This window comes from Amycolatopsis sp. lyj-84 (assembly GCF_046549075.1).
GTDB lineage: Bacteria > Actinomycetota > Actinomycetes > Mycobacteriales > Pseudonocardiaceae > Amycolatopsis.
Genome location: NZ_JAJPWO010000019.1, coordinates 61926 through 88765 on the forward strand (window position 1 = coordinate 61926; position 26840 = coordinate 88765).

General features: G+C 68.4%; 23 protein-coding genes and 1 tRNA gene. 16 read left to right on the forward strand and 8 right to left on the reverse strand.

Annotated features, from left to right (window positions below; genetic code table 11):
* Positions 1–22: 22 nt before the first annotated feature.
* Entirely contained in the window at positions 23–1147 is a 1125-nt protein-coding gene (locus tag ACLJRM_RS39235) for an epoxide hydrolase family protein (RefSeq protein WP_410665928.1), read from the reverse strand.
* A 45-nt stretch (positions 1148–1192) separates the two neighbouring features.
* On the opposite strand from ACLJRM_RS39235, the gene ACLJRM_RS39240 reads away from it, so the two are divergent.
* The 11 genes from ACLJRM_RS39240 to ACLJRM_RS39290 all read left to right on the forward strand — a co-directional run bounded on the left by ACLJRM_RS39240 (position 1193) and on the right by ACLJRM_RS39290 (position 15645).
* Positions 1193–1630, forward strand: coding sequence for a MarR family winged helix-turn-helix transcriptional regulator (locus tag ACLJRM_RS39240; RefSeq protein WP_410665929.1), 438 nt, complete (start codon positions 1193–1195; stop codon positions 1628–1630).
* 65 nt (positions 1631–1695) lie between these two features.
* Positions 1696–1768, forward strand: a tRNA-Arg gene (locus ACLJRM_RS39245).
* Positions 1769–2273: 505 nt separating this feature from the next.
* Positions 2274–3242, forward strand: a complete 969-nt coding sequence (locus ACLJRM_RS39250; protein ID WP_410665930.1) for a ParB/RepB/Spo0J family partition protein — start codon at positions 2274–2276, stop codon at positions 3240–3242.
* A gap of 337 nt (positions 3243–3579) precedes the next feature.
* On the forward strand, positions 3580–3843 hold the full coding sequence (locus ACLJRM_RS39255; RefSeq protein WP_101610278.1) for an acyl carrier protein: 264 nt from the start codon (positions 3580–3582) through the stop codon (positions 3841–3843).
* A 62-nt stretch (positions 3844–3905) separates the two neighbouring features.
* Entirely contained in the window at positions 3906–5054 is a 1149-nt protein-coding gene (locus tag ACLJRM_RS39260; RefSeq protein WP_101610279.1) for an LLM class flavin-dependent oxidoreductase, read from the forward strand.
* Complete coding sequence (locus tag ACLJRM_RS39265; RefSeq protein ID WP_101610280.1) at positions 5051–6280, forward strand: cytochrome P450; 1230 nt, start codon at positions 5051–5053, stop codon at positions 6278–6280. Before ACLJRM_RS39260 ends, ACLJRM_RS39265 begins: the two co-directional genes overlap by 4 nt.
* On the forward strand, positions 6273–8246 hold the full coding sequence (locus ACLJRM_RS39270) for an amino acid adenylation domain-containing protein (RefSeq protein ID WP_410665931.1): 1974 nt from the start codon (positions 6273–6275) through the stop codon (positions 8244–8246). Before ACLJRM_RS39265 ends, ACLJRM_RS39270 begins: the two co-directional genes overlap by 8 nt.
* An 11-nt stretch (positions 8247–8257) precedes the next feature.
* Positions 8258–13099 (forward strand): amino acid adenylation domain-containing protein, encoded by a 4842-nt coding sequence (locus ACLJRM_RS39275; protein WP_410665932.1) that lies wholly within the window; start codon positions 8258–8260, stop codon positions 13097–13099.
* Positions 13100–13131: 32 nt separating this feature from the next.
* Entirely contained in the window at positions 13132–14070 is a 939-nt protein-coding gene (locus ACLJRM_RS39280) for a thiamine pyrophosphate-dependent dehydrogenase E1 component subunit alpha (protein WP_410665933.1), read from the forward strand.
* A complete protein-coding gene (locus ACLJRM_RS39285) occupies positions 14067–15050 on the forward strand; it encodes an alpha-ketoacid dehydrogenase subunit beta (protein ID WP_199192901.1) in 984 nt (327 codons plus the stop codon). The genes ACLJRM_RS39280 and ACLJRM_RS39285 overlap by 4 nt, the downstream gene beginning before the upstream one ends.
* Positions 15051–15057: 7 nt before the next feature.
* Positions 15058–15645, forward strand: coding sequence for a TIGR03086 family metal-binding protein (locus ACLJRM_RS39290; protein ID WP_410665934.1), 588 nt, complete (start codon positions 15058–15060; stop codon positions 15643–15645).
* A 101-nt stretch (positions 15646–15746) separates the two neighbouring features.
* Here the strand turns inward: ACLJRM_RS39290 and ACLJRM_RS39295 are convergent, their stop codons facing one another.
* The 3 genes from ACLJRM_RS39295 to ACLJRM_RS39305 form a co-directional block, all read right to left on the reverse strand.
* Positions 15747–16685 (reverse strand): alpha/beta hydrolase family protein, encoded by a 939-nt coding sequence (locus ACLJRM_RS39295; protein WP_410665935.1) that lies wholly within the window; start codon positions 16683–16685, stop codon positions 15747–15749.
* Positions 16686–16753: 68 nt separating this feature from the next.
* The gene (locus ACLJRM_RS39300) at positions 16754–17500 is read right to left on the reverse strand and encodes an aminoglycoside adenylyltransferase domain-containing protein (protein ID WP_410665936.1); all 747 of its coding nucleotides are present in this window, start codon (positions 17498–17500) and stop codon (positions 16754–16756) included.
* Positions 17501–17519: 19 nt separating this feature from the next.
* Positions 17520–18431 (reverse strand): NmrA family NAD(P)-binding protein, encoded by a 912-nt coding sequence (locus ACLJRM_RS39305; protein WP_410665937.1) that lies wholly within the window; start codon positions 18429–18431, stop codon positions 17520–17522.
* 97 nt (positions 18432–18528) lie between these two features.
* Here ACLJRM_RS39305 and ACLJRM_RS39310 point away from each other — a divergent pair, with 97 nt between their 5' ends.
* A complete protein-coding gene (locus ACLJRM_RS39310; protein WP_101608434.1) occupies positions 18529–19083 on the forward strand; it encodes a TetR/AcrR family transcriptional regulator in 555 nt (184 codons plus the stop codon).
* Between the two features lie 48 nt (positions 19084–19131).
* Here the strand turns inward: ACLJRM_RS39310 and ACLJRM_RS39315 are convergent, their stop codons facing one another.
* Together ACLJRM_RS39315 and ACLJRM_RS39320 are read right to left on the reverse strand one after the other, a co-directional pair.
* Complete coding sequence (locus ACLJRM_RS39315) at positions 19132–21264, reverse strand: CARDB domain-containing protein (protein WP_410665938.1); 2133 nt, start codon at positions 21262–21264, stop codon at positions 19132–19134.
* On the reverse strand, positions 21261–22826 hold the full coding sequence (locus ACLJRM_RS39320) for a discoidin domain-containing protein (RefSeq protein ID WP_410665939.1): 1566 nt from the start codon (positions 22824–22826) through the stop codon (positions 21261–21263). Before ACLJRM_RS39320 ends, ACLJRM_RS39315 begins: the two co-directional genes overlap by 4 nt.
* A 315-nt stretch (positions 22827–23141) precedes the next feature.
* On the opposite strand from ACLJRM_RS39320, the gene ACLJRM_RS39325 reads away from it, so the two are divergent.
* From ACLJRM_RS39325 to ACLJRM_RS39340, 4 genes are all read left to right on the forward strand, one after another.
* Positions 23142–23495 (forward strand): hypothetical protein, encoded by a 354-nt coding sequence (locus tag ACLJRM_RS39325; protein WP_101608436.1) that lies wholly within the window; start codon positions 23142–23144, stop codon positions 23493–23495.
* A gap of 331 nt (positions 23496–23826) precedes the next feature.
* A complete protein-coding gene (locus ACLJRM_RS39330; RefSeq protein ID WP_101608437.1) occupies positions 23827–24480 on the forward strand; it encodes a S1 family peptidase in 654 nt (217 codons plus the stop codon).
* Positions 24481–24554: 74 nt separating this feature from the next.
* On the forward strand, positions 24555–25544 hold the full coding sequence (locus ACLJRM_RS39335; RefSeq protein ID WP_233223137.1) for a helix-turn-helix transcriptional regulator: 990 nt from the start codon (positions 24555–24557) through the stop codon (positions 25542–25544).
* A 165-nt stretch (positions 25545–25709) separates the two neighbouring features.
* The gene (locus tag ACLJRM_RS39340; RefSeq protein WP_255414881.1) at positions 25710–25841 is read left to right on the forward strand and encodes a hypothetical protein; all 132 of its coding nucleotides are present in this window, start codon (positions 25710–25712) and stop codon (positions 25839–25841) included.
* Here the strand turns inward: ACLJRM_RS39340 and ACLJRM_RS39345 are convergent.
* On the reverse strand, positions 25831–26028 hold the full coding sequence (locus tag ACLJRM_RS39345) for a hypothetical protein (protein ID WP_410665940.1): 198 nt from the start codon (positions 26026–26028) through the stop codon (positions 25831–25833). The two genes, ACLJRM_RS39340 and ACLJRM_RS39345, sit on opposite strands and share 11 nt — an antisense overlap.
* A 55-nt stretch (positions 26029–26083) precedes the next feature.
* A complete protein-coding gene (locus tag ACLJRM_RS39350) occupies positions 26084–26836 on the reverse strand; it encodes a S1 family peptidase (RefSeq protein WP_101608439.1) in 753 nt (250 codons plus the stop codon).
* Positions 26837–26840 lie beyond the last annotated feature (4 nt).

The following is a 26840-nucleotide window of genomic DNA, read 5'->3' on the forward strand; positions in this document are numbered from 1 at the left end:
AACTTGAAACCGACACGGACCGCTACCGAAGCGACCGGAAGAACCCCCGTAACTGGCCGACGAAGGCCTCGGGCTGCTCGAACGCGGCGAAGTGGCCGCCCTTGGGCAGCACCTCGTACCAGCGAAGATCGGTGTAGCGCAGCTCCGCCCAGCGCCGCGAGGGACGGATGATCTCGCGCGGGAAGATCGAGATACCCGAAGGAACCTCAATCGCCGAGAGGTCCCGCTCCTTGCTCTCCCAGTAGATCCGCGCCGACGAAGCGGCCGTCCCGGTGAACCAGTAGACGGAGATCGCGTCGAGCATCTGCCGCCAGGACAGCGCGGTCTCCGGCGAACCGTCGTTGTCGGTCCACTCCCGGAACTTCTCGGCGATCCAGGCCGCCTGCGCCACCGGCGAGTCGGTGAGCCCGTAGCCGACCGTCTGCGGGCGCGTGGCCTGCTGCTGCGAGTACGCGGACTCGACCTTCTGGAACCGGATCAGGTCACCGATCGCGGCCTTCTCCTCGGCCGTCGGTTCACCCAGCCTTGCCTCGTCGTACGGGACGCCCGCCATGTTGACGTGGACGCCGATCAACCGCTCCGGCGCGACCTTGGCGAGCATGTTCGTGACCCCGGCACCCCAGTCGCCGCCCTGCGCGGCATAGCGCTCGTAGCCGAGCTCGCCCATCAGCTCGTCCCACGCCCGCGCGATGCGCTCGACGTTCCAGCCCGTCCCGGACGGCTTGTCACTCCAGCCGAACCCGGGCAGCGACGGCGCCACGACGTGGAACGCGTCCGCGGGGTCGCCCCCGTGCGCGGCGGGGTCGGTCAGCGGGCCGAGCACGTCCAGGAACTCGACCACCGAGCCCGGCCAGCCGTGCGTGAGAACGAGCGGCGTCGCGTCCGGCTCCGGCGACCGGACGTGCAGGAAGTGGATACCGAGACCGTCCACGTCGGTTTTGAAACCCGGGAAGGCGTTGACGCGGCCGGCCAGGCCGAAGTCGTAGTCCTCCGCCCAGTAGCGGCACAGCTCCCGCGCGAACTCCAGCGGGACACCCTGGCTCCAGTCGTCCACAGTGGCCGGCTCGGGCCAGCGCGTGGCGCGCAGCCTGGTCCGCAGATCGGCGATGGCGGATTCGGGGATCCCCACCTCGAACGGTTCGATCACGACAGCCTCCCAGTTCGTTGGTGACACCAACGCTACGCTGTCCCGATGAGCACCGCCCCCGTCCGGCTCCGCACCAAGGCCAGCTGGCTGGTCAACCAGGCCGCCACCGTGGCCCACCGGCTCGCCCTGGACGAGTTCGCCCGCAGCGGCGCCCGCCGGTACCACTACGGGATCCTCGCGGCCATCGACGAGAACGGCCCGTCGAGCCAGGCCACCCTGAGCCGCGCCACCGGAATCGACCGCAGCGACGTCGTCGCCGTCATCAACGAACTCGCCGGCGCGGACTACGTCGAACGCTCCCCCGACCCGGCCGACGGCAGGCGCAACCTGATCACCCTCACCGGCGCGGGCACGAGGCGGCTCGACCACCTGGAAGAGCTGGTCAGAGAGACTCAGGACGCCTTCCTCGCACCACTGGAACCCGCCGAACGGGAGCAGCTGACCCGGCTCCTGGCCCGTGTCGTGGACCACCACCACGGTTAACGACCACCGCGCGCGAGGCCCCCGGACCGGATGCGCTAAGCTTTCGGAGTCGCCCAGGCGGCAACGCCCTCGTAGCTCAGGGGATAGAGCACTGCCCTCCGGAGGCAGGTGTCGCAGGTTCGAATCCTGCCGAGGGCACACAGTCGGTTCACCGGTCGCCCGGTACAAACCGGATCGGACACTCACCAAGCGTGCTGTGAAAGGCCCGTTACTTGCAAATTCTGCAAGTAACGGGCCTTTCACAGCATCGGTGGCCTCACCAGAGAATGGGCGCATAAACGAACTTCCGGTTCGTCCGCGCAATACGAAAGCTTCACGCTCAGTGTCCCGAATGACTCTCAGGAATACTGAGCGTCCCGAATCAGCCCCCAGCCTGCGATCTCCTGTGTACGGCCCATCTTCGACCCAGGCTGCCCGCAAGGCGCACTCCCGTCAAGCGACCCCCTTGGACAGCGTCGTCACCACCGCACAAAGGCCGACATGCCAGGTAAACCGGCAGCGGCCCGGTTGCGACTCACGGCCCTTGACAAGTTCACACACCGGCTCGAATGATGGAAAAGGTTTGACATGATCCAAGTTCTCTGGGGGCTAGAAGATGTTGAACTGGCACAAGGAAAAACAGGCAGACAGTCCACAGATCCCCGTGGCCAGGCGGGAAAGTGACTGGACAGCGGCCTCGGATCCAGCGCTCGGCGACGTCGTCGAAGTGCCGCTGGACGCGTTGTCGGCGGAAAGCTCACCACGGGCGGCGGGAGTGGATCTCGCCTACGCACGAATACTCGCGGAGACGGACAACCCGCTCCCCCCGATTCTCGTGCACCGTCCCACGATGCGGGTGATCGACGGAACGCATCGGTTGCAGGCGGCCAAGATCAAGAACGCCACCGCGATCACCGTGCAGTTCTTCGACGGGGACGAGCAAGCCGCCTTCATCCTCGCCGTGAAGTCGAACATCGCACACGGATTGCCGCTTTCCCTCGCCGATCGCAAGACCGCCGCGAGCCGGATTCTCGGACTGCGCCCCCAGTGGTCCGACCGCGCCATCGCGGCGGTCACGGGCCTGTCCCACAAGACGGTCGGCCGGTTACGCCGTTCGACTGGGGAAGTTCCCCAGTCGAACGCCCACGTCGGCCGGGACGGACGCGTCCGCGCGCTGGATCCGACGCAGGGCCGCCGTCGCGCGCACGAGCTGCTCGCGAGCAACCCGTCCGCCTCCATCCGGGAAATCGCGCGCAGCGCGGGGGTTTCCCTCGCGACGGCGCACGACGTGCGGCATCGGCACCGCCACACCGAAACGTCCTCCCCCGCGACGCCGCGGGAAGTGGGCCCGGCACGGCCCCCGGCGAGACCACGCTCCGCCGACCCCCACCCCCAGACCACCGCCGATCAAGCGGCGGTGGAGCGGCTCCGGTCGGATCCCACCATTCGCTACACCGAGGCCGGGCGCACCCTGGTGCGCTTGCTGGACGGCCATCTCAACGACCGGGACGAGTGGGATCAGGTCGCCAGGAACATACCCGAACACCGGCTCGAATTGATCTCCGAGCTCGCCAAGACCCGCGCCGAAGACTGGCGCCAATTCGCGGCGCTGATTCAGAAACGCCAGCGCTGAAATAGCTTCATACAGTATTCGGAAAACTCCTGGACGGAGCGACGTCGAGACGTCGCCCACCAGGAGTTTTTCTTGTCATATGGCACTTTTCGGCCATCCGCGCGAAAGTCGGCGACACCGCACGGTGTTGCAAACCGTGGCCTATTCGGGACACAATAGTGTCAACCCGCCCGCATGCACGGACGCCACGCTGGGGTGACTTTCGCTGCCGTGAATCACGGGGCAAGGGATCAACTTAAACCACCGGTTTACTTTTCGCCGTACTCACCCGCGGCAGAACCGGAATTCCGAACTCGTCTACCCGCGCCCATCGGCGCGGATCAGCATAAGGGGACACATGAGCGCAGAAGAGGCACGGTCGGAACTACGTCAGCAGATCTTTTCCCTGCTGTCCGAGGTCGCGGGCGGTGTTCTGGAAAACCAGACCATCGAGGCGGACACCGAGTTTCCCGAGACGGGTATGAGCTCCATCGAATACCTGGCGCTCATCGAGAAGATCGAGACGAAGCTCGACGTGTTCATCGACCTCGAAGAGAACGAGGATCTGACCACCGTGGACAAGTTCTGCGACTACCTGCTGGAGCAGGTGCCCGCCGGCTGAGAAACGACCGTCGCCCGCCGATCACGATCGCCCCGGACAAAGAATCAAGAGGTTTTCGGATCATGAATTCCAAGGCGTTCGGCTGCTTCCTGCCGCCCTTTCACGACCCTTCGGTCAGCCCGCACGCGTCGCTGCACCGTGACATCGAACTGAGCGTATTGGCCGACGACCTGGGTTTCGACGAGATCTGGCTCGGCGAGCACCACTCCAGCGGCTGGAGCACGCTCAGCTCGCCGGAAATGCTGATGGCGGCACTGGCCAGGGAAACCCGCCGCATCCGCTTCGCCACCGGCGTGATCCCGCTGCCCTATCACCACCCCCTGCACGTCGCGGAACGGATCGCGCTGCTCGACCACCTCACCGCGGGCCGGGCGATCCTGGGCGTCGGGACCGGGACCTACGTGCACGACATGGAAATGATCGGGGTGGACCCGGCCACGGTCCGCGATCATTTCCGGGCGGCGCTGGAGACGGTTCAGGCGCTCCTGAACGGCGAGACGGTCAACACCACGACACCGTGGTTCACCGTCAAGAAGGCCGTCCTGCAGCTCCAGCCGTTGCGGGGCCCCGGAGCCATCGAGACCGTCGTCGCGTCTTCGCTGAGCCCCGCCGGCATCGAGCTCCTGACGGACACCGCCACGACCCCGACCGTCCACGTGGCACCGCCGTGGGGCTCCATCCGGCCGGGCATGGATCCGGATCCGGTCGGCGCGCTGATCGAGCGGATCGACTCCTACCGGAACAAGTCCGCGGGCGGGACCCGGATCCGGTGCAACGTCTTCGTGCACATCGCCGACTCCCCCGCCGAGGGCGTCGAGGAACTCCTGGAAGGGTTTTCCGCGCTGCGGCGCGGTCTGTACCGGAACACCCTCGGCATGCCGATCCCGGATTCCCCGGTGGCCCATCGCAAGACGCTGCAGAACCTCGTCGACACGGGCGGGTTCATCGTCGGCGACACCGCGACCTGCGTCAGCCGGATCCGCGATCTGCTGGACCGCGTCGGCGACCCGGTCTCGTTGAACTTCTTCGTTCCCCGGTGGGTCTCGCACAAGGCGACTCTCGAGCAGCTGACGGGTCTCGCGCACGAGGTCGTGCCCGCGCTGGCGGGCGGATACGCCGGGACCACGGAGTCCATCAGGCTCACCTCGGAAGAGGCTGGCCGCCAGCTGAAGTCCCGGACCGAGCTGGTCGGCAACGGAGGCGACAAATGAGCACCACGAAGGTGAGTCTGGACTTCGGTTCGGACGAATTCCTCGCCGATCCGTGGCAGATCTACAAGGAACTCCGGCGGTCGGAACCCGTTCACTGGTCGTCGGCCTTCAACGCCTTCCTGATCACCCGGTTCGACGACGTCCAGGAATTGCTGTCGGACCGCCAGGTCGGCAGCGGGTTCCCGATGCGCAGCAGCCGCCGGTTGTTCGGCCGGACACTGCTGGACACCGACGGGCCGCGTCACCGCGATCTGCGCAAGCTGTTCATGCCGCTGTTCGCCGGTGGATCGGTGAAACGGCTGCGCACCGAGATCCTCGTTCCCGCGGTGGACCAGGTCCTCGACTCGATCGAGGCCGAAATGGGCTCCCGGGACGAGATCGACGTCGAGTTCATGGAGCGGGTCGCGGTCGGGGTGCCCTACGCGATGGTCACCCGGCTGTTCGGCCTGCCGCCGGAGGACGCGGCCTGGCTGCGCCCCCGGGTCCTTCCGCTGGCGGGCGCGATCGAGTTCCCGGCGACCTCGCTGGACTCGGCGCTCACGGCCAAGGCGGAGCTGATCGAGTACCTGAAGGACAAGATCGCCGCTCGCGAGGACGGCGCCCGGATGCCGTTCCTCGACCTGGTCTTCCCGCCGGGTGAACCGGTCGACGAGTCCATGCTGGGCACGGCGACGCTGTTCCTGCTGGCCGGGACCGAGACGAGCGTCGCCACCATCGGCAAGATCATGTACGCCGTCCTGGCGCACGACGTCGAGCTTTCGGCGCTGGCGGATCAGGAATACCGGACCCAGGTGGTGCGCGAGACGCTGCGGTGGGAGCCGCCGAGTCACACCATCCTCCGGTACGCGACCACCGACCTGACGCTGCACGGGGTGGACATTCCGCGCCGGTCCGCGCTCCTGCTCTCACTGGGCAGCGCCAGCCGCGACGAGAACACCTTCGAGGATCCCGACACCTGGCGCCCGGAACGCACCGACCAACGGCTGCTGGCGTTCTCGGCCGGTCCGCACACGTGCCTGGGCATCCAGCTGGCCCTGGCGGAGTTCGACACGCTGTTCGAGCGGTTGTCGCTCCGGTTCGGCGGCGTCCGGCTCGGCGGCTCGCTCGACGGCATCCGGAAGGGTTTCTGGCGGCTCCGCGAGCGGGGTCACATCTTCCGGCGGCCCGACCACCTCCACGTCCGGTTGGAGCGCCTGAACGCGGGGAGCAGCAAGGCCGATGCCTGAGGCGCGCCCCGTTCCCTACGAGCTGACGGCCGGGCTCGCGGCCGGATCCGCCGCAGACGACCGCGCGGCACTGGTGGTGGCCGCGTTCGCGGTCACCCTGTGCCGGTGGACGGCCGCGAGCGAGGCCGCGATCTCGGTCGCCGGGAAGGTGATCCGGCTCCGGATCGACGACGACGCGCTCGTCGGTGACTTCCTGCGCTCGGTCCGGACGGCCGGAGACGGCGGAGACGGCTCCGCGGACCTCGAAATCGTGTCCGCGGACGCCGACCTGCGTTCCGGGGAGATCCGCTTCGTCACCGAGGTGCCGGACGCCGCGCACGGCTTCGCGGCCGACGTCGCCACCGCGGTGACCGAGCTGGCCTCGCTCGACGGCCGTCTTCAGGACGTGCGCTGCATCGCGCCGGAACGCCGCCGGATCCTCGACGCGCTGGCCGGCGCCGACAGCCCGCCGTCCGGTATCGAATCCCTGTTCCTGGAACAGGTCCGGCTCCGGCCACGGGAGATCGCGGTCCGGGACGCGAACGTCGAGCTGACCTACGAACAGCTCGCGCTCGCCGCCGGGCGGTACGCCGAGGTCCTGGAGGACGCGGGGGTCCGGGCCGGTGACACGGTGCTCATCGCGGCCCGGCGGTCGGCGGGCGAGATCGTGGCGTTGCTCGCGATCATCCGTCTCGGCGCCGCGTACGCGGGATTCGACGACGACGCGCCGGACGCCCGGTTGGCGAGGATCGTCGGCAAGCTGGCACCCGCGGTCGCGGTGGTCGACACCGCCACCGCGGATCATCCCGTCCTGCGCGGGCTCGTCCGCGTCGATTCCTGGGTTCCCGGGCAGCATCCGGATCCAGGGTCACCGAGCCGGGCACCCGGCTCCGAGGACCCGGGCCGCACGGCGTACATCGCGTTCACGTCCGGTTCCACCGGCGAACCGAAGGGCGTCGTCGTCCCGCATCGCGCGGTCGCGCGGCTCGCGCGGACACCGGAACTCCGAACGCGCCCCGGCGACCGTGTGCTGCGCATGGCGCCGCTGGCCTTCGACGCGTCGACGTACGAGATCTGGGTGACCTTGCTCAACGGCGCGACGCTGGAGGTCTTCCCCGGGAGGCTTCCGGCGGTCCGGAAGCTCGAAAAGTTCTTCATCGAACGGGAAGTCTCGGTCGCCTGGCTGACCGCCAGCCTGTTCCGGCTGGTGGTCAAGTCCCGGCCGCAGGCACTCGCCGGGCTCCGCTGGCTCTTGAGCGGCGGCGAGGTCGTCCCGCACGACGCCGTGACACAGCTGCTCGAGTCCTATCCCGGGCTGGTGATCACGAACGGCTACGGCCCCACCGAGAACACCACGTTCACGACCACGCACACCGTGCGGTCCGGCGCGGAGGTCACCGGGCCGCTTCCCATCGGCAGGCCGATCGCCGGCACCAAGGTCTTCGTCCTCGACCGGAACGCCCGTCTCGTCCCGCCCGGCGGGATCGGCGAACTGTACGCGGCCGGAGCGGGAATGGCCGACGGCTATCTCGGCGACGAGACCGAAACGGGAAAGCGGTTCGGCCACTTCTCGCCGGACGCCGGCGATCGCCTGTACCGCACGGGGGATCTGGTCCGGCTCGATCCGGACGGCAACGTGCTCTTCCTCGGCCGCGCGGACAAGCAGATCAAACTCGACGGGCATCGCATCGAAACCGAGGAGATCGGCACCGTCCTCGCCGGTCACCCCGGGATCCGCGACGCCGTGATCGTCGTCTCGCGGCAACCGAACCAAAGTCTCCAGCTCGTGGCGGCCATCGTCGTGCACCCCGGTGCCGAGGCGGATCCGCGATCGTTGCGCGAGTTCCTGTCGCGTCAGCTGCCGAGCTACGCGTTACCCGCCCGCTGGGTCCAGGTCGACGAGATTCCCTTGACCCGCAACGGGAAAGTCGACGAAAAAGTGCTGATCGAAGCCGCGGCCCCGCCGGTACCCGCGAGCGTCGGATGAAGGAGAAGTCGATGAGGTTGTCGCTCGGGCAGGAGCGTCTGTGGCTGGTGCAGCAGCTCGATCGGACCAGCGCCGCGTACAACATCCCGATCGTCCTGCGGTTCCACGACGGCGTCGATTTCGAGGCACTCGAACGGGCGCTCGGCGCGCTCGTCGAACGGCATCCGGTGCTCCGCTGGAAGTTCGTCGTGGACGGATCGGGGACGCCCGTCGCGGTCTCCGTACCGGACTTCCGCATCCCGGTGACGCGGCGGACCGCCGGTTCCGGTGAGAACGCCTGGCAGCAGCACACCGCCGAACTGGTCAGCGAACCGTTCGATCTCGCGGCGGCGCCGCCCGTGCGCGCGATGGTCGTCGAGTGCGCCGACGGATCGGCCGTGCTGTGCGTGGTGAACCACCACATGATCACCGACGGCCGGTCCATCCAGATCGTGACCGAGGATCTCGTCACGCTCTACCGTTCGGAGACCCCCGCGCCGCTCGACGTGACCTACGAAGAGTTCGTCGCGGCGCAGCGTTCCGGCCGCGACAACGAATCCGCGGCGGAACACCTCGGCTACTGGTGCCGGGAACTCGCCGGATTCGAACCGCTGCGACTGCCGACGGACCGCCCGCGAACGGGCAATCCCGGCTTCGCGGGCGACCACGTCGATTTCGAACTGCCCGCCGAGCTCACGAAGACCTTCAGCGCCTTCGCCCTGCGGAACCGGTGCGCGCTCTCCAGCGCCGTGGCCGCGGTGTTCCAAGCCCTGCTGTCCCTCCATTCAGGACAGCAGGACGTCACGATCGGAACGGTGCTGGCCGGCCGCGACGACCGCCGGTTCGCCGACGTCCTCGGCTTCTTCGTGAACACCGTGGTGCTCCGTGCCCACATCACCCCGTCGATGTCGTTCCGTGAACTGCTCAAGGTGACGCGCACCAAGATGGTCGAGGCGTACGCCCATCAGCAGGCGCCGTTCGACCAGGTCGTCGCGGAGGTCCGGCCCGAACGCGACGCGGGCCGCAACGCGATCTTCGACGTCGTGGTCGTGCACAACGGGGAGCTCCCCACGCCCGGCGAGGGCGAGATCTCCCCCGTGCCGTGGGCGGGCGTGGCGACCCGGTTCGACCTGGAACTGGTCACCCACGTGCAGGACGGCAAGCTGCACGGCTCACTGGTGTTCCGCACCAGTCTTTTCGACCGCTCCACCGCCACGCGGATCGTCGGCAGGCTCGTCCGGCTCGTCGAACACGCGATGCGGAATCCCGACGAGCCGATCTTCGAGGCCCTGCAGGGGCAGCTCGACTACTGGCGGGACGAACTCGCCGACGTGCCCGAGGCGCTGGAACTGCCGACGGATCGCACGCGGCCGCCGGTGGCGTCCTACCGCAGTGACTCGGTCTCCTTCGACGTGGATTCCATTGTCGCCGAACAGCTTCGCGAGCTGAGCGGCCGCCACGACGCCACCCTGTTCATGACGCTGCTGGCGACCTTCAAGGTCGTGCTGTCCCGCTACGCACGCACCAATGACGTGACGGTCGGCGTGCCCGCGTCCGGCGAGACCGGCCTCGGGTACGACGCCAAGACGCTGGTGCTGCGCACCGATCTTTCCGGCGACCCCACGTTCCCGGAGCTGCTCGGGCGCGTCCGGGAGACCACGCTCGGCGCCTACGCGAACCCGGACATTCCCTTCGAACGCCTCGTCGAGGAGCTGGCACCCCGGCGGGACTTCAGCCGCAACCCCCTCACGCAGGTCGCGCTCCGGCTGGTGGACGTGCCGTTGCCGGAGGTCGCGCCCGCCGGCACGGAAGCGGATCCGTTCGACCTCGAACTCCAGGTGTCGGACCGGAACGGTGTGCTGGAGGCGCGGGTCGACTACAACTCCCGCCTGTTCGACCGGGTCACGATCGAGCGGTTCATCGGGCACTTCCGGCGGCTGCTCGCGTCCGTCGGGGAAGGGCGGGAGCGGCCGCTGTCCGCCCTGCCGATGATGGACGACGCCGAACTCCGGCGGCTGGCGGAAGACTGGAACGACACCGCCACGGCGTTGCCGGATCCGGCGACGGTGCCCGCGGTGTTCTCCGCACAGGTCCGCCGTCGTCCTGACGCGACAGCCCTCGTCTGCGGCGAAGACTCGCTGACCTACGCCGAACTCGACGTCCGGTCCAACCGGCTCGCGCACCGGTTGTGCGCCTTGGGCGCCGGGCCGGGAACCCTCGTCGGGGTGTGCCTGCCGCGTTCCATCGGGCAGATCAGCGCGTTGCTCGCGGTGCTCAAAATTGGTGCCGCGTACCTGCCGATCGATCCGGAGTACCCCGAGGAACGCCGGCGGCTCCTGCTCACCGACGGTGGGGCCGAACTGGTGATCACCACCGATCTGACCGGTGATCCCACCCTGGAGGACGAATCACCGGCCGCGGTCGAGTCCGGTGTGGAGCCCCGGGATCTGGCGTACGTCATCTACACCTCCGGCTCGACAGGACGTCCCAAGGGCGTCGAAATCGAGCACCGGGCGATCATCCGGCTCGTCACCGGGCTCCCGGAAGGCATCCTCGGCCAGGACGAAGTGGTGCTGCACGCGTCGGCGATCTCGTTCGACGCGGCGACCTTCGAGATCTGGGGCGCCCTCCTCAGCGGCGCCACCTGCGTGATCGCAGGCGAGCGGGTGCTCACCGCCCGGCCGCTCGCCGAAGCGATCACCCGGCACCGGATCAGCACGGCCTGGCTGACCTCGTCGTTGTTCAACCACATCGTCGACGAGGACACCTCGGCGCTGACCGGGCTCCGGCAGCTGCTCGTCGGCGGCGAAGCGCTGTCCGTCACCCATGTCCGCCGCGCCGTCGCCGCACTGCCGGGCACGCGGTTCTTCAACGGCTACGGGCCCACCGAATGCACCACGTTCACCACGTGTCACCCGATCCCGGCCCCGGTTCCCGCCGACCTCACCGGCATCCCCATCGGCCGCCCGCTCGGCAACACCCGCGTGTACGTCCTCGACGAGCAGGGCAGGCTCGTTCCGACGGGGGTGCCGGGGGAACTCCACGTGGCGGGACCCGGCGTCGCACGAGGCTATCGAGGACAACCGGAACTCACCGACGAGCAGTTCCTCCCCAACGGCCACGACACCACCAGCGAGCGGCTGTACCGGACCGGGGACATCGTCCGCCACAACGCCGACGGCGACATCGAGTACCTCGGGCGCGTCGACGACCAGGTCAAGATCCGCGGCTTCCGTATCGAGCCACGAGAGATCGAAGCGGCCCTTCTGTCCAATGAGGACATCTCACAGGCCGCCGTCGTCGCGCGCGAAGACACGTCCGGGCAGATGAGGCTCGTCGCGTATCTCAAGGTCTCGGGCGTTCTCGACGACAACGCACTGCGCACCCGGCTGCGCACTGTGCTGCCGGAGTACATGGTGCCCGCGGCGTTCGTGTCCATGCCCGAGCTCCCGTTGACCCTCAACGGAAAGCTCGACGCGAAGGCACTCCCGGAACCCGACGACGGCCCTCGATCGGCCACGCCGTTCGCCCCGCCACGGAACCCGACCGAGGAGACCCTGGCGGCGATCTGGGCCCAGGTCCTCGATCGCGAAGCCGTCGGCAGGGACGAAAGCTTCTTCGACGTCGGCGGGCACTCCCTGAAGGCCGCGCAACTCGCCGTCAAGATCGGGGAGACGCTCCAGATCGACCTGCCGCTGCGGACGTTGTTCGAGCGGCCCACGATCGCGAAACTGGCCGAAGGGATCACCGGCGAGGGGCTGACGACCGGCGCCCGCTCGTTCGATCCGCTGCCGATCCTGCGCGGCATCCTCCCCGACCCGCTGCCGCCCCGCGCGCCCGGCGAGGTTTCGGACATCCTGCTGACCGGGGCCACCGGCTTCGTCGGGGCCTACCTGGTCCGCGAGTTGCTGAAACGGGACGGCGTGCGCGTCCACTGCCTCGTCCGGGCCGCGGACGAGAACGCGGGAAGGCGACGGCTGCGCGAAAATCTCGACCGCTACGGCCTGTCGCACGAGGTCGACCACGAACGGATCAAAGTCGTCCCCGGTGATCTCGCGGCGCCCGGGCTCGGGCTCACCGACGCGACCTTCGAGCGGCTCGCGGGCGAAATCGACCTGATCTGCCACAACGGCGCCTGGGTCGACGCGCTCTCCAGCTACGAACAGCTCGAAGGAGCCAACGTCGGCGGCACCCGCGAGCTGATCCGGCTGGCGGCCACCACGCGGCTCAAGCAGGTGCAGTTCGTGTCGACCATTTCCGCCGGCGCCGAAACCGGTGCCCGCAGCGGGTACGCGGAGACCAAGTCGCACGCCGAACAGCTGATCTCCGCCGCGTACGAACGCGGGATCCCGGCGGCGACCTACCGGCTGCCCCGGATCGTCGGGGATTCGCGGACCGGGCAGGGAAACTCCCGGGACATCATGCTGCGGGTGCTGCGGGTCATCCTCGAACTCGGCGCCGCGCCGGACACCGAGCTGGAGGAACCCTGGATCGCGGTGGACGAGACGGCCGGGCAGCTCGCCCGGCTCGGCGCGGAGCGATCACGGGACGGCAGCCGATTCGTGCTCGACAGCCGCCGTCCGATGCGTCTCACGCACCTGCTGGATCTCTTGCGCGGCGACGGCACGGCGATCGACACCCTGCCGTTGTCCGATTGGCTCGCCAAGCTCGAGGCGCATTCCTCGGAGGAGCACGCCATTCTGAGGCTGATCTTCGAGTCCTCTTTTGACTCCACAAAGGACAGTCGCCCGAACGACGAATTCACCCCGATCGTCGTACCGAACCCCGACGACGGCGCGCTGCTTCGTTACGTCGACAAGATGCTCGTCCGGCCCCGTCACACCGTCGACCACGAAGGGCTGTTGCAAAAATGACCCGTGAACACCAGATGGCCCTGTACCGGTCCATGAAACTGATCCGAGAGTTCGAAGAACGCTGCCTGGCGATGGCGATCGACGGCGAGATCGACGGCGGTATCCACCCGTACATCGGGCAGGAAGCCGTCGCCGTGGGCGTCTGTTCGAACCTGACGGACGAGGACTACATCACCAGCACCCACCGGGGACACGGGCACGTGCTGGCGAAGGGCGCGGACCCCCGCCGCCTGCTCGCCGAGCTCCTCGGCACTCTCGAAGGCTTCAACAAGGGCCGCGGTGGATCGATGCACGCCGCGGACATGAAGCTGGGCATCCTGGGCGCCAACGGAATCGTCGGCGCCGGCGGAGCGATCGCCTCCGGCGCGGCGTGGGCGGCCAAGGCACGCGGGAACTCGCAGGTCGTCGTCAGCTTCTTCGGCGATGGCGCGATGAGCCAGGGTGTCCTGCTGGAAGCGTTCAACCTCGCCTCGATCTGGTCTCTGCCGGTGTTGTTCGTCTGCGAGAACAACATGTACGCGACGAGCCTGAAACTCGAATCGGGGCTCGCGGGCAACGCGGCCCGCCGCGCCGAAGGATTCGGGATGGTCGCGCGCACCGTCGACGGCATGGACGTCGAGGCGGTGGCTACCGCGACCGAGGAACTGATCGAGCACTGCCGCACCGGTCAAGGGCCCGCTTTCCTGGAATGCGCGACCTACCGGTTCTTCGGACATCACTCCGTACTCGAACTGCTGGGTGTCGAGTTCCGCGATCGCGACGAAGTGGCCCAGTGGCGCGAGCGGGATCCGATTCCCTTACTGGGCGGGAAACTGGGCGACGACGTCGTCGCCGAAATCGACGAAGCCATCAAGATCCAGATCGACGACGCGGTCGAGTTCGCGAAGAACGCGCCGTCGCCCGACCCGAAGGACGCGCTGATGTACCTGTACGCGGGATCCACCGCCGTCCGGCCGGGGGTGATCCTGTGAGCGAGCTGCCCTCACCGGAGAACTTCGGTTACATGCACGCGATGAATCTCGCCCTGCACGCCGAAATGGCGGCGGACGAGGACGTCTTCCTGCTCGGGGAAGACGTGGGCGTCGGCGCGAGCGGGGTCACTTCGGGGCTGCTGCCCAGGTTCGGCCCGGAACGAGTGCTGGACACCCCGTTGTCGGAACAGGCTTTCACCAGCTTCGGGACCGGCGCGGCGATGCTCGGGAAGAAGCCGGTGATCGAGTTCCAGATCTCCTCGCTGATCTACCTGGTCTTCGAGCAGATCGTGAACCAGGCGCACAAGTTCTCGCTGATGACCGGCGGGCAGGTGCAGATCCCGGTCACCTATCTCGTGTCGGGATCGGGTTCGAGGTTCGGCTGGGCGGGCCAGCATTCGGACAACCCGTACAGCCTGCTCGCGCACGCGGGGATCAAGACGGTGGTCCCCGGACTGCCGTCGGACGCCTACGGGCTGCTGCGGTCGGCGATCCAGGACCCCGACCCGGTGGCGGTGTTCGCTCCTTCTCCGCTGCTGGGGGCGACGGATCCGGCCTACGGGGGCGAAGACGAGATCGTGCCGCTGGGCGAGGCGAACGTCGTCCGCGAGGGCGGCGACCTGACGATCGTCGCGGTGGGACAGCACGTCGGCACGGCGATCGAGGTCGCCGAGAGCCTCAGCCACCGGGTGGACATCGAGATCGTCGACCCGCGGACGGTGTACCCCTTCGACTGGGACTGCCTGCGCAAATCGGTCAACAAGACCGGGCGCCTCGTCGTGATCGACGATTCGAACCGGATGTGCGGACTGGGCGCGGAGATCGTCGCGACGGCGGCCGAAGAATTCGACCTGGTGGCGCCGCCGAGGCGGGTCTGCAGGCCGGACGGCACGGTCATCCCGTACGCCCTCGCGCTCGACAAGGCCTTGATACCGGGTGCCGAACAGCTGACGGACGCCGTCAACGCGACGTTGAAGTAAGGAACCCATGGAAACCGACGAGACCTTGGACCGCTACCGGCGGACACAAGACGCCTTCGAGGCCGTGCTCGCCGCCGTGTCACCGGAGCGATGGAACTCGGCGTCGGCGTGCGAACACTGGACGGTCCGTGACGTGGTGGGCCACGTCATCTGGGGCCTGGAAGTCCTGCGCCACCACCTGGCGGGCGAGGAGTACGCGCCCCACAACGGCCCGGCGGGCTCCGAGAAACCTGGCGAACTGGCGGGGGAAGACCCGCTGGCCGGGTGGCGCGAGACCCGCGAGGCAACGGCCGCCCTCCTCACCGGCGACGTCCTCACCCGGCCCGCCCCGGCGTGGTACGTGGCCAACCGTCCCGGCGTGACGGTCACGGACTACCTGGCGTTGCTGACCTTCGACACCCTGGTCCACACCTGGGACGTCGGCTCGGCGCTCGGCGTCAAGGTGACCATGGAGGCCGACATCGTCGCACCGTCGTTCTCCCTCGCCCGGTTGATCATCAGCCGCACGCCGGACACCTTCGGCCCCAAGGTGAAACCGGCGCCGGGTGCCGACCAGCAGACCCGGTTCCTGGCCTTCCTCGGTCGATCGGCCTGAGGGGACCTTCGGTACAGGTGGTCGTGAGTGGCGTTTCGGGTTAGAACCCGAAACGCCACTCACGACCAACCCGACCAGGCACGCCCCTTTACTCTTCCCCCTCAATACCTGACGTCGACTCGCCCGACCGCGTCGGAGCCGCCGGTCAATTCGGCGGACGCCTCCCGCCAAGCGGAATCGCCGGGGTAGAGCTCACTGCGAAGGTAAGCCCACGTGAGCCTTTGCACCGCGGCCACCCGTTCCGGATTCTCGTCGGTCGTCTCGGCGACGTCGTAGCCGGAGATCCCGCCGAGCCCGTGTTCCGCGCCGAACACGGTGAGCAAGGTCTTGCGCCCCGGCGAAAGGAAGTACGGATCGGCGTGCCATTCCGGACCGCGCACCGTCAGATGGGCGGACGCGTCCTTGTCACCGGCGACCACGAGCGCGGGCGTCGTCATCGCGGAGAAGTCCGTACTCAGGAAGAAGGAGTAGTTCTCCGCCACGAACCCGGTGACGGCGTCGCCACCGCGTCCGGGCGCGGCGAGCAGAGCTCCGGCGGAGACACGGGGATCGGCCAGGTTCACCTCCGTTCCGTCGCGAGGCTCGGTGTATCGCGCGCCGAGCAGCAGGCTCGCGGTGTGGCCGCCCATCGAGTGCCCGGCCACGGCGATCTTGCCCCGGTCCAGGCGTCCGCGAAGGTGCGGCACGGCCGCCTCGATCTCGTCGAGCCGGTCGAGGATGCGGATCATGTCCTCGACGCGCGACCGGTAGTACAGCGGCGCTTCGGGGTCTCCGGAGTCCAGGTTCAGCGTCCTGGAGCTGAGATGAGTGGGCTGCAGGACCGCGAACCCGCGTGCCGCCCAGAAATTCACGAGCGGGGCATAGCCGTTCAGTGACGACAGATGGTTCGAAGGCCCCTGGCCGTGCGACAACAGGATGATCGGCAGTTCGCCTCCTGTCACCGGCACGGAGACCTTGACCTGCAGATCCACGGCGCGATCCGGCGTGGGCAGCACCACCGGGCTGACCGACAGGACGGATGCGGTGGTCGAAAAGCTCATGACTGGTCCTTAACCGAAGACTAAGCGGAACGATGTTCCACAAACATACGGAGCACCGTTCCGCTTTGTCAAACGCCCCTCGCCCGGCCCGCGAGAAGGTGTGCGAGCGAGGCCGCCTCCGTCCTCAGCCCGGCCCAGTCGTCCTGGACGAGACCCAGGTAGCCCGCTCGCGCGAGCTCCAGCAACTCGCGATCCACGCCGTCGAGCGTCGGCGCGACAGCGGCCGCCGCGGCGTCTTTGGTCACGACCTCACCAGTTTCCAGGGTCACGAGGACCCGGGCGAGGGTGAGCAGGACGTTGCGTTCGTCGCCGTCGATCTCCTCGATCAGGCCGGGGACGACGACACGGACCGACTGTCGCAGCTCGTCGCCCGCAACGGGTTCGAGCACTTCGGCGAGTGCCGGACCTCGCAGGACCCGATGTGCCGCATGAGCGGTGGCAACGAGGATCACGACGTCGGGATCCTCGGCGGGCTCGGGAAGGCGACCGGCCACGAAGTCTTCGCGAAGCCACTCGCCGTACTGGAAATCGCGACGAAACCGGTCGCCCGCCACCAGAACGGTCAGCTCGATCGGACGGCGATCCGCGACTTCGGGAAAGCGTGTGGCGTGACCACGCCAGCCCGAGACACCCAACAGCAGCGAGACCAGACTCGCCCGTTCCGGACCGGTGAGCGACCTGCGAGTGACCAGCAGCAGATCGACGTCGCTGTCCGGCCGGAGTCCGCCGGCCACGGCGGAACCGTAGAGATAGGACCCGATGACGTCGCCGGGATTCTCGCGGTCGAGGTGATCCAGAAGAGGCTCGATGGACATGCCCCGACGATCACACAGGTCAGGCCCCGGGACGCAGGTATTTCCGCGCCCACTCGTCGAAGCCGGTGAGCGGAAGCCCCAGTTCCTTCGCGTATTCCGGGCGCCCCGGCTGCCCGACGACGTTCAGCCACTCGTGCGAAGCGCCCATCGACGGCATTCCGGCGGCGAGCGCCTGCTCCACCGTCATGTCCGGCGCGGACAGTCGCGTACCGGAAGTCCGGGAGAGGATCTCGGCGATTTCCCGCATCGACAGGAAGTCGCTCGCCAGCTCCAGTTCGACGCCGTCGAAACGCTCCGGCTCGGCGATCGCCGCCGCGGCCGCGGTGCCGATGTCGTCCACCGCAGCCAGCGAGAGGCGGGTCTCCGGCTTGATGACACTCACCAGACCACCGTCGATGCCTCGCGGGAACAGGAACTTCATGGACGGCAGGAAGTTCTCCATGAAGAACCCCGGTTTGAGCAAGGTCCACCGCGCGAAGCCCGCCGTCCGGACCCGGTCCTGGATCGCGGCCTTGGCACCGAGCGTGGGCTCCATCGACGCCCAGTGCCCCTCGGCCCAGCCGGCAGCTTCGATGTGCTGCCCCGCACCGGAAACGGACGCATGCACGAACTGCGGCACTCCGGCGGCTTTCGCGGCCTCGACGAGGTTGGCTCCCTGGGTCACTTCCCCGGCGAAGTCGAAGCCTTCCGCATTCATGCCGGGCATCTGCACGGAGAACACGGCGCGAGCGCCCTTGGCGGCCCGGACCAGGGAATCGATGTCGTGGAGATCGCCGACAACGAGCTCGGCGCCGAGCGCTTCGATGGATCCGGCCCTGGCCGGGTCGCGCACCAGGGCACGAACGGGGACGCCCGCCGCGAGCAAGGCACGGGCGGTCGCGCCACCCTGCCTGCCGGTGGCGCCGGTGACCAGAACGGGTTCTGCGGACATGGTCGCTCCTTCGCGAACGTAAGTGGCGGGGTCCGCCACTTATCGTCCGCTACGATATGGCGGGCCCCGCCACTTACGCAACCAACGAGGTGAAGGCATGTCCGACGGACAGCGCGCCGACGCGCGGCGCAACTACGCGCGCATCCTCGCGGTCGCCGAGGAGGAGGTCGCCGCGCACGGCGCCGGGGCCTCACTGGAACAGATCGCCCGCACCGCGAACGTCGGTTCGGCGACGGTCCGCCGCCACTTCCCCACTCGCCGCGCCCTGCTGGAGGCGGTGTCCGCGCACCGGATCGAGGCACTGTGCGCCCGCGCCGCCGAACTGACCGGCAAGGGCGACAGCAGGGCCTCGCTCATGGAGTGGCTCGACGAGGTCGTCGCCTACTGCGTCTCCGCCCGGGGGTTGGCGGCCGCGCTCGCCTATGACGGCCCGGTGCACGAAAATTCCTGCTCGTCGGCGCTGGAAAACGCGGGCGAACCGCTTCTGCGCCGGGCCGCAGGAGACGGCGTGGTGGCACCGGAGGTCACCGTCGGAGACCTGATCGCCGTCATCGTCGGCATCGTCCTGGCCACCGAGCACCATCCCGATCCGGCCGCGCGGGCGGACCGGCTGTTCCGGCTGACGGTGGCGGGGTTGAGCCCGCGGAACTGAACGGGGCCGGAGTGGTCGCCCACCCCGGCCCCGTCCCGCGTCCGTGGGTTACCGCGTGCCGCGACGGCCCGACGAGACCACCGCGGGCACCGGCCCGCCGTTGATCACGAACTGCGAACCAGGCTCGCGGACGACGTCGCCCGTCGCCGAATTCGTGATCGTCACGTTCGTCAGCGTCGCGCTGCCGCGGGCGCCGCTCATCGCGAGGATGCCGGCCCCGTTGTTCGACTTGTCGATCTTGACGCCTGTGACAGCCGCCGTCACGACACCGCCGCCGGTCTTGAACTGGACACCGTCGTAGGTCGAGTCGTGGATCTCGGTGTCCCGCAGGACCACGCCGGGAATGTCCTTGCCCTGCGCGAAGAACGTGATCGCCCCGAACTCCTGCTGCTCGCCCCAGAACACCCCGCCGCAGCGGTACAGGGCGTTGTTCGCGATGAGGGTCTGCCCGGAGAACGGCAGCGGATCGTGATCCGTCGCCAGCATGATGCCCGGATAGTTCATCGTGTCGAGGACGATGTTGTTCTCGATCTTGTTGCCGTAGCCGCCGTAGACCGCGATCCCGTTGGCACGCCACGGAAGCTGGATCGTGTTGTTGGCGAACACGTTGTCGTGCGCGATGTCCTGCGACGTGTCCTTCACGTACTGGTTCGCCCACACCGCCAGCGAGTCGTCACCGGTGGTGCGGAACGACGAGTTGAACACCTTCGAGTTCCGGGTGCCGTTGGTGAAGTTGATCCCGTCGGCGTAGGTGTTCCGGACGCGCATGCCGCTGAACTCCAGGCCGTCGCCCGGACCCCAGAGTGACGGCAGGTTGCTGTAGTCCCGGCCGACCCACACCCCGACGTTCGCGTGCTCGATCCAGACGTTCGAGATCTTCGTGCCGGTGCCGAACCGGCCGTTGAGACCGACTCCACCCTCGGCGTTGCCGTCCCCGCCGCGGATCCGGCCGGAACCGAAGATGGCGATGTCGGAGATCTGGGTGTTCTTGTCGATGTCGAAGCCGAAGTTGCCTTCGTGCGGGTGGTTGATGCCGCCCGCGTTCTGCGGCTCGATCAGCGAGTACAGCTGCGAATGCCACATCCCGGCGCCGCGGATCGTCACGTTGGAGATGCCGATCTGGTTGTACTGGCCGCCGCCGTTGGGCACGTTCGGGTCGTCGGTCAGGATCTTCTTCTCCTGCCTCCACTGCCCCGCCGGGATCCAGACGCAGCCGATCACGCCGTTCTGGTCGTCGGTGACCGCGCGCTGGATCGCCGCCGAGTCGTCGTTCCCGTCGTTCGGCACCGCGCCGTACTCCGTGATCGACGTGCAGTTCCCCGGCTTCTCCGACGCGGGCGCGACCTGCTCGAGGTCGATGAGGTCGACGATGTAGAACGCCGCGTTGTCCCCGCTGTCGCGCTGCAGCTTGAACTTCGTGCCCGGCGGGTACGACTGCGACAGCAGCGCGTGCGACTCGTCGAACAACCGTCGAGCGTTGGCCTGCGGGGTGTTCGTCAGGCCCTCGGGATCGTCGGTGCTGCCGTAGAGCCAGCTGTGCTTCGACGACAGGGTCAGCTTCTGCGCGAAGGTACCGTTGACGTACAGGCTGATCGTCGCGTCCTGTCCGCCGCCGCCCGGGGCGTCGGGGATGGAGTTGCGCACGACGATCGAGTTCGCCTGGTTCGCCGACGTGAACTCCACGTACTGGCCCTGGTTCGCCAGCCGCACGGACTTGCGGCCGGAGGACTCGGTCGCGAAGTTCGTGTGCCCGAACGTCCGCAACGCGTCGGCCTCCAGCAATTGTCCTTGGTACTGACCGGATTCCGCCTCGTACTCGGTGTACGGCACCGCCGCGCCGCGGCCCACCACGATCGGCCGCGACAGCCCGTTGTTGGACTCGTTGGTCTCCGTGACCGTGCCGGTCGCGTCGGCGGTCGCGGTGAGGGTCGCCCCGCCGTTGGCCGCGGTCCACGTCCCCGAGATCGCGACGTTCGCGGTGGCGCCCGCCGCGATCACGCCGGTGGCGCCGGTCAGCGTGGTACCGCCGACGACCAGCCGGGTCACCGAGGCGCCCGCGTCACTCGTGCCGCGGTTGTGCACCGCGACGGTGAACGACACGGCCGCGCCGGCCGCCGGGTTGGGCGGGTTCGACGTGATGCCGGTGACCTCCAGGTCCGGCCCCGGCGACTGCCCGATCACCAGCGGCGTCGGGAGGTGTGGGTGTTGTTGGTTTCGTTCTGCTCGGGCACCGTCCCCGCGGGATCGACCGTGGCGGCCACGGTGTACGTGCCCTGCGGCCGTGTTCCCGCGTTCACGGTCACCGTGGTGGACGCTCCGGCGGCGAGCGCCCCGACAGTCGCGTTACCGACGACGGTGCCGCCGAGGCTGACGTCGACGCTGGTCGCGGCCGCGTTCGCGGTACCCGCGTTCTTCACCGTCGCCGAGACGGCGAGCTGGCTGGTCTCCGTCGGGTTCGACGGCGTCCAGGTCGCGCCGGTGACGACGAGATCCGGGTTCGGCGCCGGGGTGCCGATCACCTGGAACTCCGCGGCCTGACCACCGGGAGCACCGGAGTTGGCGAAGAACTGCAGGCGCACGTCCGACGCGCGGCCGCTGACCGGAATGGTCACGGTGTTCTGGTTGGCCGCCGGATCGAAGCGATGATCCGCCCGCGCCGACAGCGACGTGAACGCCGTGGCCCCTTGCTCACGGCCGAGGATCTCGAAGTTCTGCGTCCGCGCGCCCCAGATCGCGTCCGGGTTCAGCTTCACCACGACCGAGTCGACGTCCGCGTCGGTCCCGAGTTTCACCGTCAGGGAATTCGGGTGGCCGGCGGCGGATTCCCAGTAGGTGGCGGTGTTGTTGTCGTTGGCGTTGGCGGCGACGAACGAGTGTGCCACCGAAGTGGCCTCGATCGGCTTGCCCGCCGCCAGGTTCGCGCCCGCGCTCGTCCCGGAGCGCACGACGTGGTTGCTGTCGCCGGACTCGTTGCCCGCGGCGTCCTTGGCCCGCACGAAGTACTCGGCCCGCGTCCCTGCGGGCCGGGCCTCGGTGAACGTGGTGCCGGTGATCGCGGTGACCGGTGTGCCGTCGCGGTAGACGGTGTAGCCGGTGACCCCGACGTTGTCGGCCGAGGCCGACCAGGTCAGCCGGACCTGGCCGGAGGCGGGTTCGGTCAGCGCGAGGTTCGCTGGCGCGCTCGGTGCCTGGGTGTCACCGGTGTCCGGCCCGTACAGCTCGAACTCCGAAAGCTGCGCGGCGGGCCAGCGCGTGTTGGCCGTGACCTGCAACCGCACGTAGCGGGCCGACGTCGTCAGCGGGATGGTGACCGTGTTCGCGCCGGGGGTGAACACGTAGCCGGTGGGCGCGGCGAGGTCGGTGAACGCCGTGCCGTCGGCGCTTCCGCGCACGGTCAGCGTCTGGGTGCGGGCCTCCCAGCCCGACGGCAGTTTCAGTGCGATCCGCGAGAGGGTTTTGGCCGCCCCGAGGTCGGCCTGAATCCACTGCGGGAACGCGTTGTTGGCCGATTCCCAGTAGCTGTCCTGGTTTCCGTCGACGGCGTTCGCGACGGGATAGCCGGGCAGCGCGCTGCTCGCCGACACCGTCCGGGTCAACGGCACCTCGGCGAGCGCGGCCGGTCCGGGTGGGGCGGCGGGGTCCGGGGGTGGCCCGCTCGCGGCGGAAGCGAGGGAGAGTCCGGCGACGGAAAGCCCCGTGACCAGGCAACCGGCGATGAGCCGGGACAGGCGCATACGTGTCATGGCGTCTTCTCTTCTTTGAGACAGCGGGGAGGGAGCCAGAGCGTTACGAGCATGCAACAACCCGGGGACAAAATGCAAGAAGTTGACACGTTTCAGAAATTTTGCGACTGCTTGCGTAGGCGGAGACGCCAGGCGCACCTCTCGGCCATACTGTGGTCGATCACCGGGCGAGATCGTGCCCCAGTCAGCTCATACCTGTGCACTGAATTTTCTTGGTTTCCTTTGACACAAGGGAACTCAGAACCTCGTATTCCATAAATCGGGAGTACGGGCGTACACTCAAACGCAGGCAAGCCGCGTGGAGGTCGATTCCTGATGGACGTGACAAAAACCCTGAGGTCCGCACTCACCGGGACGACAGTCGAGTCGAGGTCCGCGGTCCGGGAGCTGCGACGGGAGACCGAAGACCTGGTGGCCCGCCGGGCGGGCAGGACGGCGAACCGGCTGACGGAACTGGGCGAGCGGCTCGCCGATCTGGTCCTGGTCTCCGGGAGCAGGCTCGCGGGTCTCGCCGATCGGCACAGCGCGCCCATGGGCGACGGCGTGCGCCGGGAAGCAGGCCGGATCGGCGATTCGGTGGAGCGATTGTCCGTCACGCTGTCGGAACGGGCGATCCTCATCGCCGAAGAGCTGCTCGACCCCGCGCCGCCGAGGAAGCGCCGCTTTTAGCCTCCTGGTCGCGGCTCCCCTCGGGAGTGTCATGAAAGGGGCTTTCCTGACGAATCTCGTCAGGAAAGCCCCTTTCATGACGTCCGGGGCCGTCGGCCCGTGACCCATCGGTGCCATCGGCACTCTCGTGCCGACAGACCGGGATCGACGCCGCCCACCGCGGCCTTCTCCCGTCTTTAGTCGCTATCAACGGTCGTATCCGCCTGCCTAGCATGGGAAAACCGGCATCGGATCCGGCCGGGTGACCCCTGGCGATCCCGCCACGGCCGGCAATGGGCGCCCTGTCGATTTCCCCATTCCTTTCTGTAGTTCCCTGTAGTGGAAGGCACCCATGCGCATCCGAGTTCTCCTCACCGCACTGCTGTGCGCGGCCGGGCTCACAACGGTCACGCCCGCCGCCGGCGCGGCCCCCATCATCGATGGCGGCTACGCCCAGTCCGGCCCTTGGGCGGCCATGATCGAGCAGAACGGCGAGCAGTGGTGCTCCGGTTCGATCATCAGCGCCCGCTGGGTACTCACCGCCCAGCACTGCATCGACGAACCCGGTGCCGAGTACTCGGTCCGTGTGGGCGACGTCGATCACCGGGCCGGGACCTATGCCGTCGTGACCGCCATCCACACGCCCTCCAGTGGTGCCGACATCGCCCTGCTCAAGCTCGACCGCTCGGTCAGCACGACGTACTCGTCCCTCGGCACTTCCGTCGCCACCGGTGACACCGAGTACGTTTATGGTTGGGGCTACAACGAAGACGGCGATCTTCAGCGCTACCTCAAGGTCGCTCAGATGAAGGTGACCAGTGTCGGGAATGGACTGATCAAGGCCCGCCGGGGCAACGGGCTGACCAACGGCGGCGACTCGGGCGGACCGGTCTTCGTCGGCGGCAAGCAGGTCGGCGTGCACATCGCGGGCAACAAGGTGGACAGCTCGACGCACACCAGCATCGCGTCGAACCGCACCTGGATCCGCGACACGTCGGGCGTCTAGCTCGGGTGAACCGGTCCGGGAGCGGTGGCGCCACCGCTCCCGGACCGCTGAGAGGCAGGTGCAGAGTGGCATCGGTGACTCCCCCGGACGGGTTCGGCGCGCAGCTGACCAGGCTGGGCCTCGGCGAGCCCGCCGCCCGGATCTACCGCCGGATGCTCGAAAGCGCGCCGGTGACCGCCGAGGAACTGTCCTGGCGGGACGGCGACGCGGAGACCGTCCATCTGGCACTGAAAGAACTGGCCGACGCCGGCCTCGCGGTATCGTCCGGAGTGGACGGGACCGAGTTCCTCCCCGCCAACCCCGGTGAAGCACTGGCCGCGCTGACCACGCGACGGCAGGCAGAGCTGCACGACGCGCGGCTCGCGGTCCAGACCGCGTACCGGGCCTTCCGGCGGGCGCATACGGGGATGCCGCACGCACAGGACCTGCTCGAAGTGGTCACCGGCGACGCCATCGTTCCCCGCTTGCAGCACCTCGCGACCATGGTGCGGCAGCAGGTGCGCCGTCTCGATTCCCCGCCCTATTTCACCGGCGGCCGCCGGAATCTCCTCGAAGAAGACCAGCTGCGGCGCGGGATCTCCTACCGTTGTGTCTACAGTGGAGCGTCCTTGGGCGACCCCGGCTATCTCACCGGGAACATCCTTCCGTGCCTGCGAGCCGGTGAGCAGGCACGGCTGTTGCCCGAACTCCCGGTGAAACTCACGCTGTTCGACGACCGGGCGGCCACCATCGCGCTGACCATCCGCGAGGCCGACCGCAACCAGTCGATCGTCATCGTGCGGCCCTGTAGTCTTTTCTCCGCGTTGGAGGGGCTGTTCGAAACCTCCTGGGCCGCGGCGCTCCCCCTCGATCAGAGCGGCGAGGCGACCGAGCAGCCGATCCGGCCGATCGAACGGGAGCTGCTGATCCTGCTCGCCGCAGGGCGCAAGGACGACGAGATCGCCGCCGAACTCGGCGTCAGCAGGCGCACGCTGTTCCGCTATCTCGAAACCCTGATGGACCGCGCCGGTGTCTCCAGCCGGTTCCAACTGGGGGTCTTCGCCGCCCACAACCGCTGGCTCTGATCCCCGCGTTCAGTCCTCTAGTTGCGGTAGTTCGTGTCGCCAACCACCGCAACAAGAGGACTAGACGCGGGTCGCCCTCACCCGGATGGGGTCACCCGGGTACACCGCTCCCGCTGCGGCGAGCGCCGGGAAAGCGGAAGGTGATCTTGAAAGGAGGGCGGCATCATGGGGAACCACCGACAGCACAACGGCACGGCGTCGCTCCGGATCGCCGCCGCGGGCCTGCGGGTTTTCGCGGTCGTCGTCGCGGTCGCGGCCTGCGCCTGGCTGGCGCTCTGGCTCGCGTTCAGCCTCTGAGCCCGGCCGTTCCCGGCTGAGGTGCAGGCCCCGGTTCGGGCAGCGGCTCGGGGACCCCGGGGTCCGGGAGCGGTTCGGGCTTGCCCGGGTCCGGCACCGGCTCGGGAATACCGGGATCGGGCACTCCAGGGTCCGGCGGCATCGGGTTCGGCGGCGCCGGCGGCGCGGTCATTCGAGCACTCGTCATCGCAGTACCTCCTGATCACGCGGCTACCCGTTCCGCCGGCGGCCGAAACGATCCGCTACGCCGTATGGGTGGCGATCCAGTCCGCGATGACGTCCGCGCGGGAGGTCGTCTCGATCCCGGCGTGCGGGCAGTTCGGTCCGGTGGCTTCCATCGAGACCAAAGAACCGCTCTTGCCTCCCGGGACGAAGTACGGGGCGCCGGAGTCGTACGTGCAGGCACTGGTCGTGATCGCCGGGGCCGCGCCGCGGACGCCCACCGTCGTCGGGGCGACCGTCGCCACCTGAACGGTTCCTTGCTGCATGCGCGTCGCCGGAGCGGGGTTGGTGGCGGTCAGGCTCCCCCAGCCCGCCAGCGTCAACTGCTGGCCGACCTTCGGGAGCACGCGGTTCACCGTCAGCGGGACCACCGTGCTCACCGGGGTGTCCAGTTTGACGAGGGCGACGTCGTTCTCCTTCGCCTGCAGCACCTCGGTCGCCTTGCGGGCCACGCCTGATTCGGTCGCTTCGTCGACCAGGCCCAACGTCACCGTCGTCGGATACGGCACCTTGCCCGAGACACGTTTGCGGTTCGCGTCGTGAAAGCAGTGCCCGGTGGTGATGATCCAGCCGGGCGCGATCAGCGCGCCCGTGCAGTAGCTGCTGTAGGTCGAACCGTCCGGGCGGGGGATCTTCGTCATCGCGATCTTCGCGACGAACCCGAATTGTCCTGGTGGGACGTCCGTGCCGTGGGCGACGTCCGGCGCGGCGAGCGCGGCCGGAGCGGTGGTGATGGTCAGGACAGCAGCGGCCAGCAGGGCGCGCAGACGCAATTTC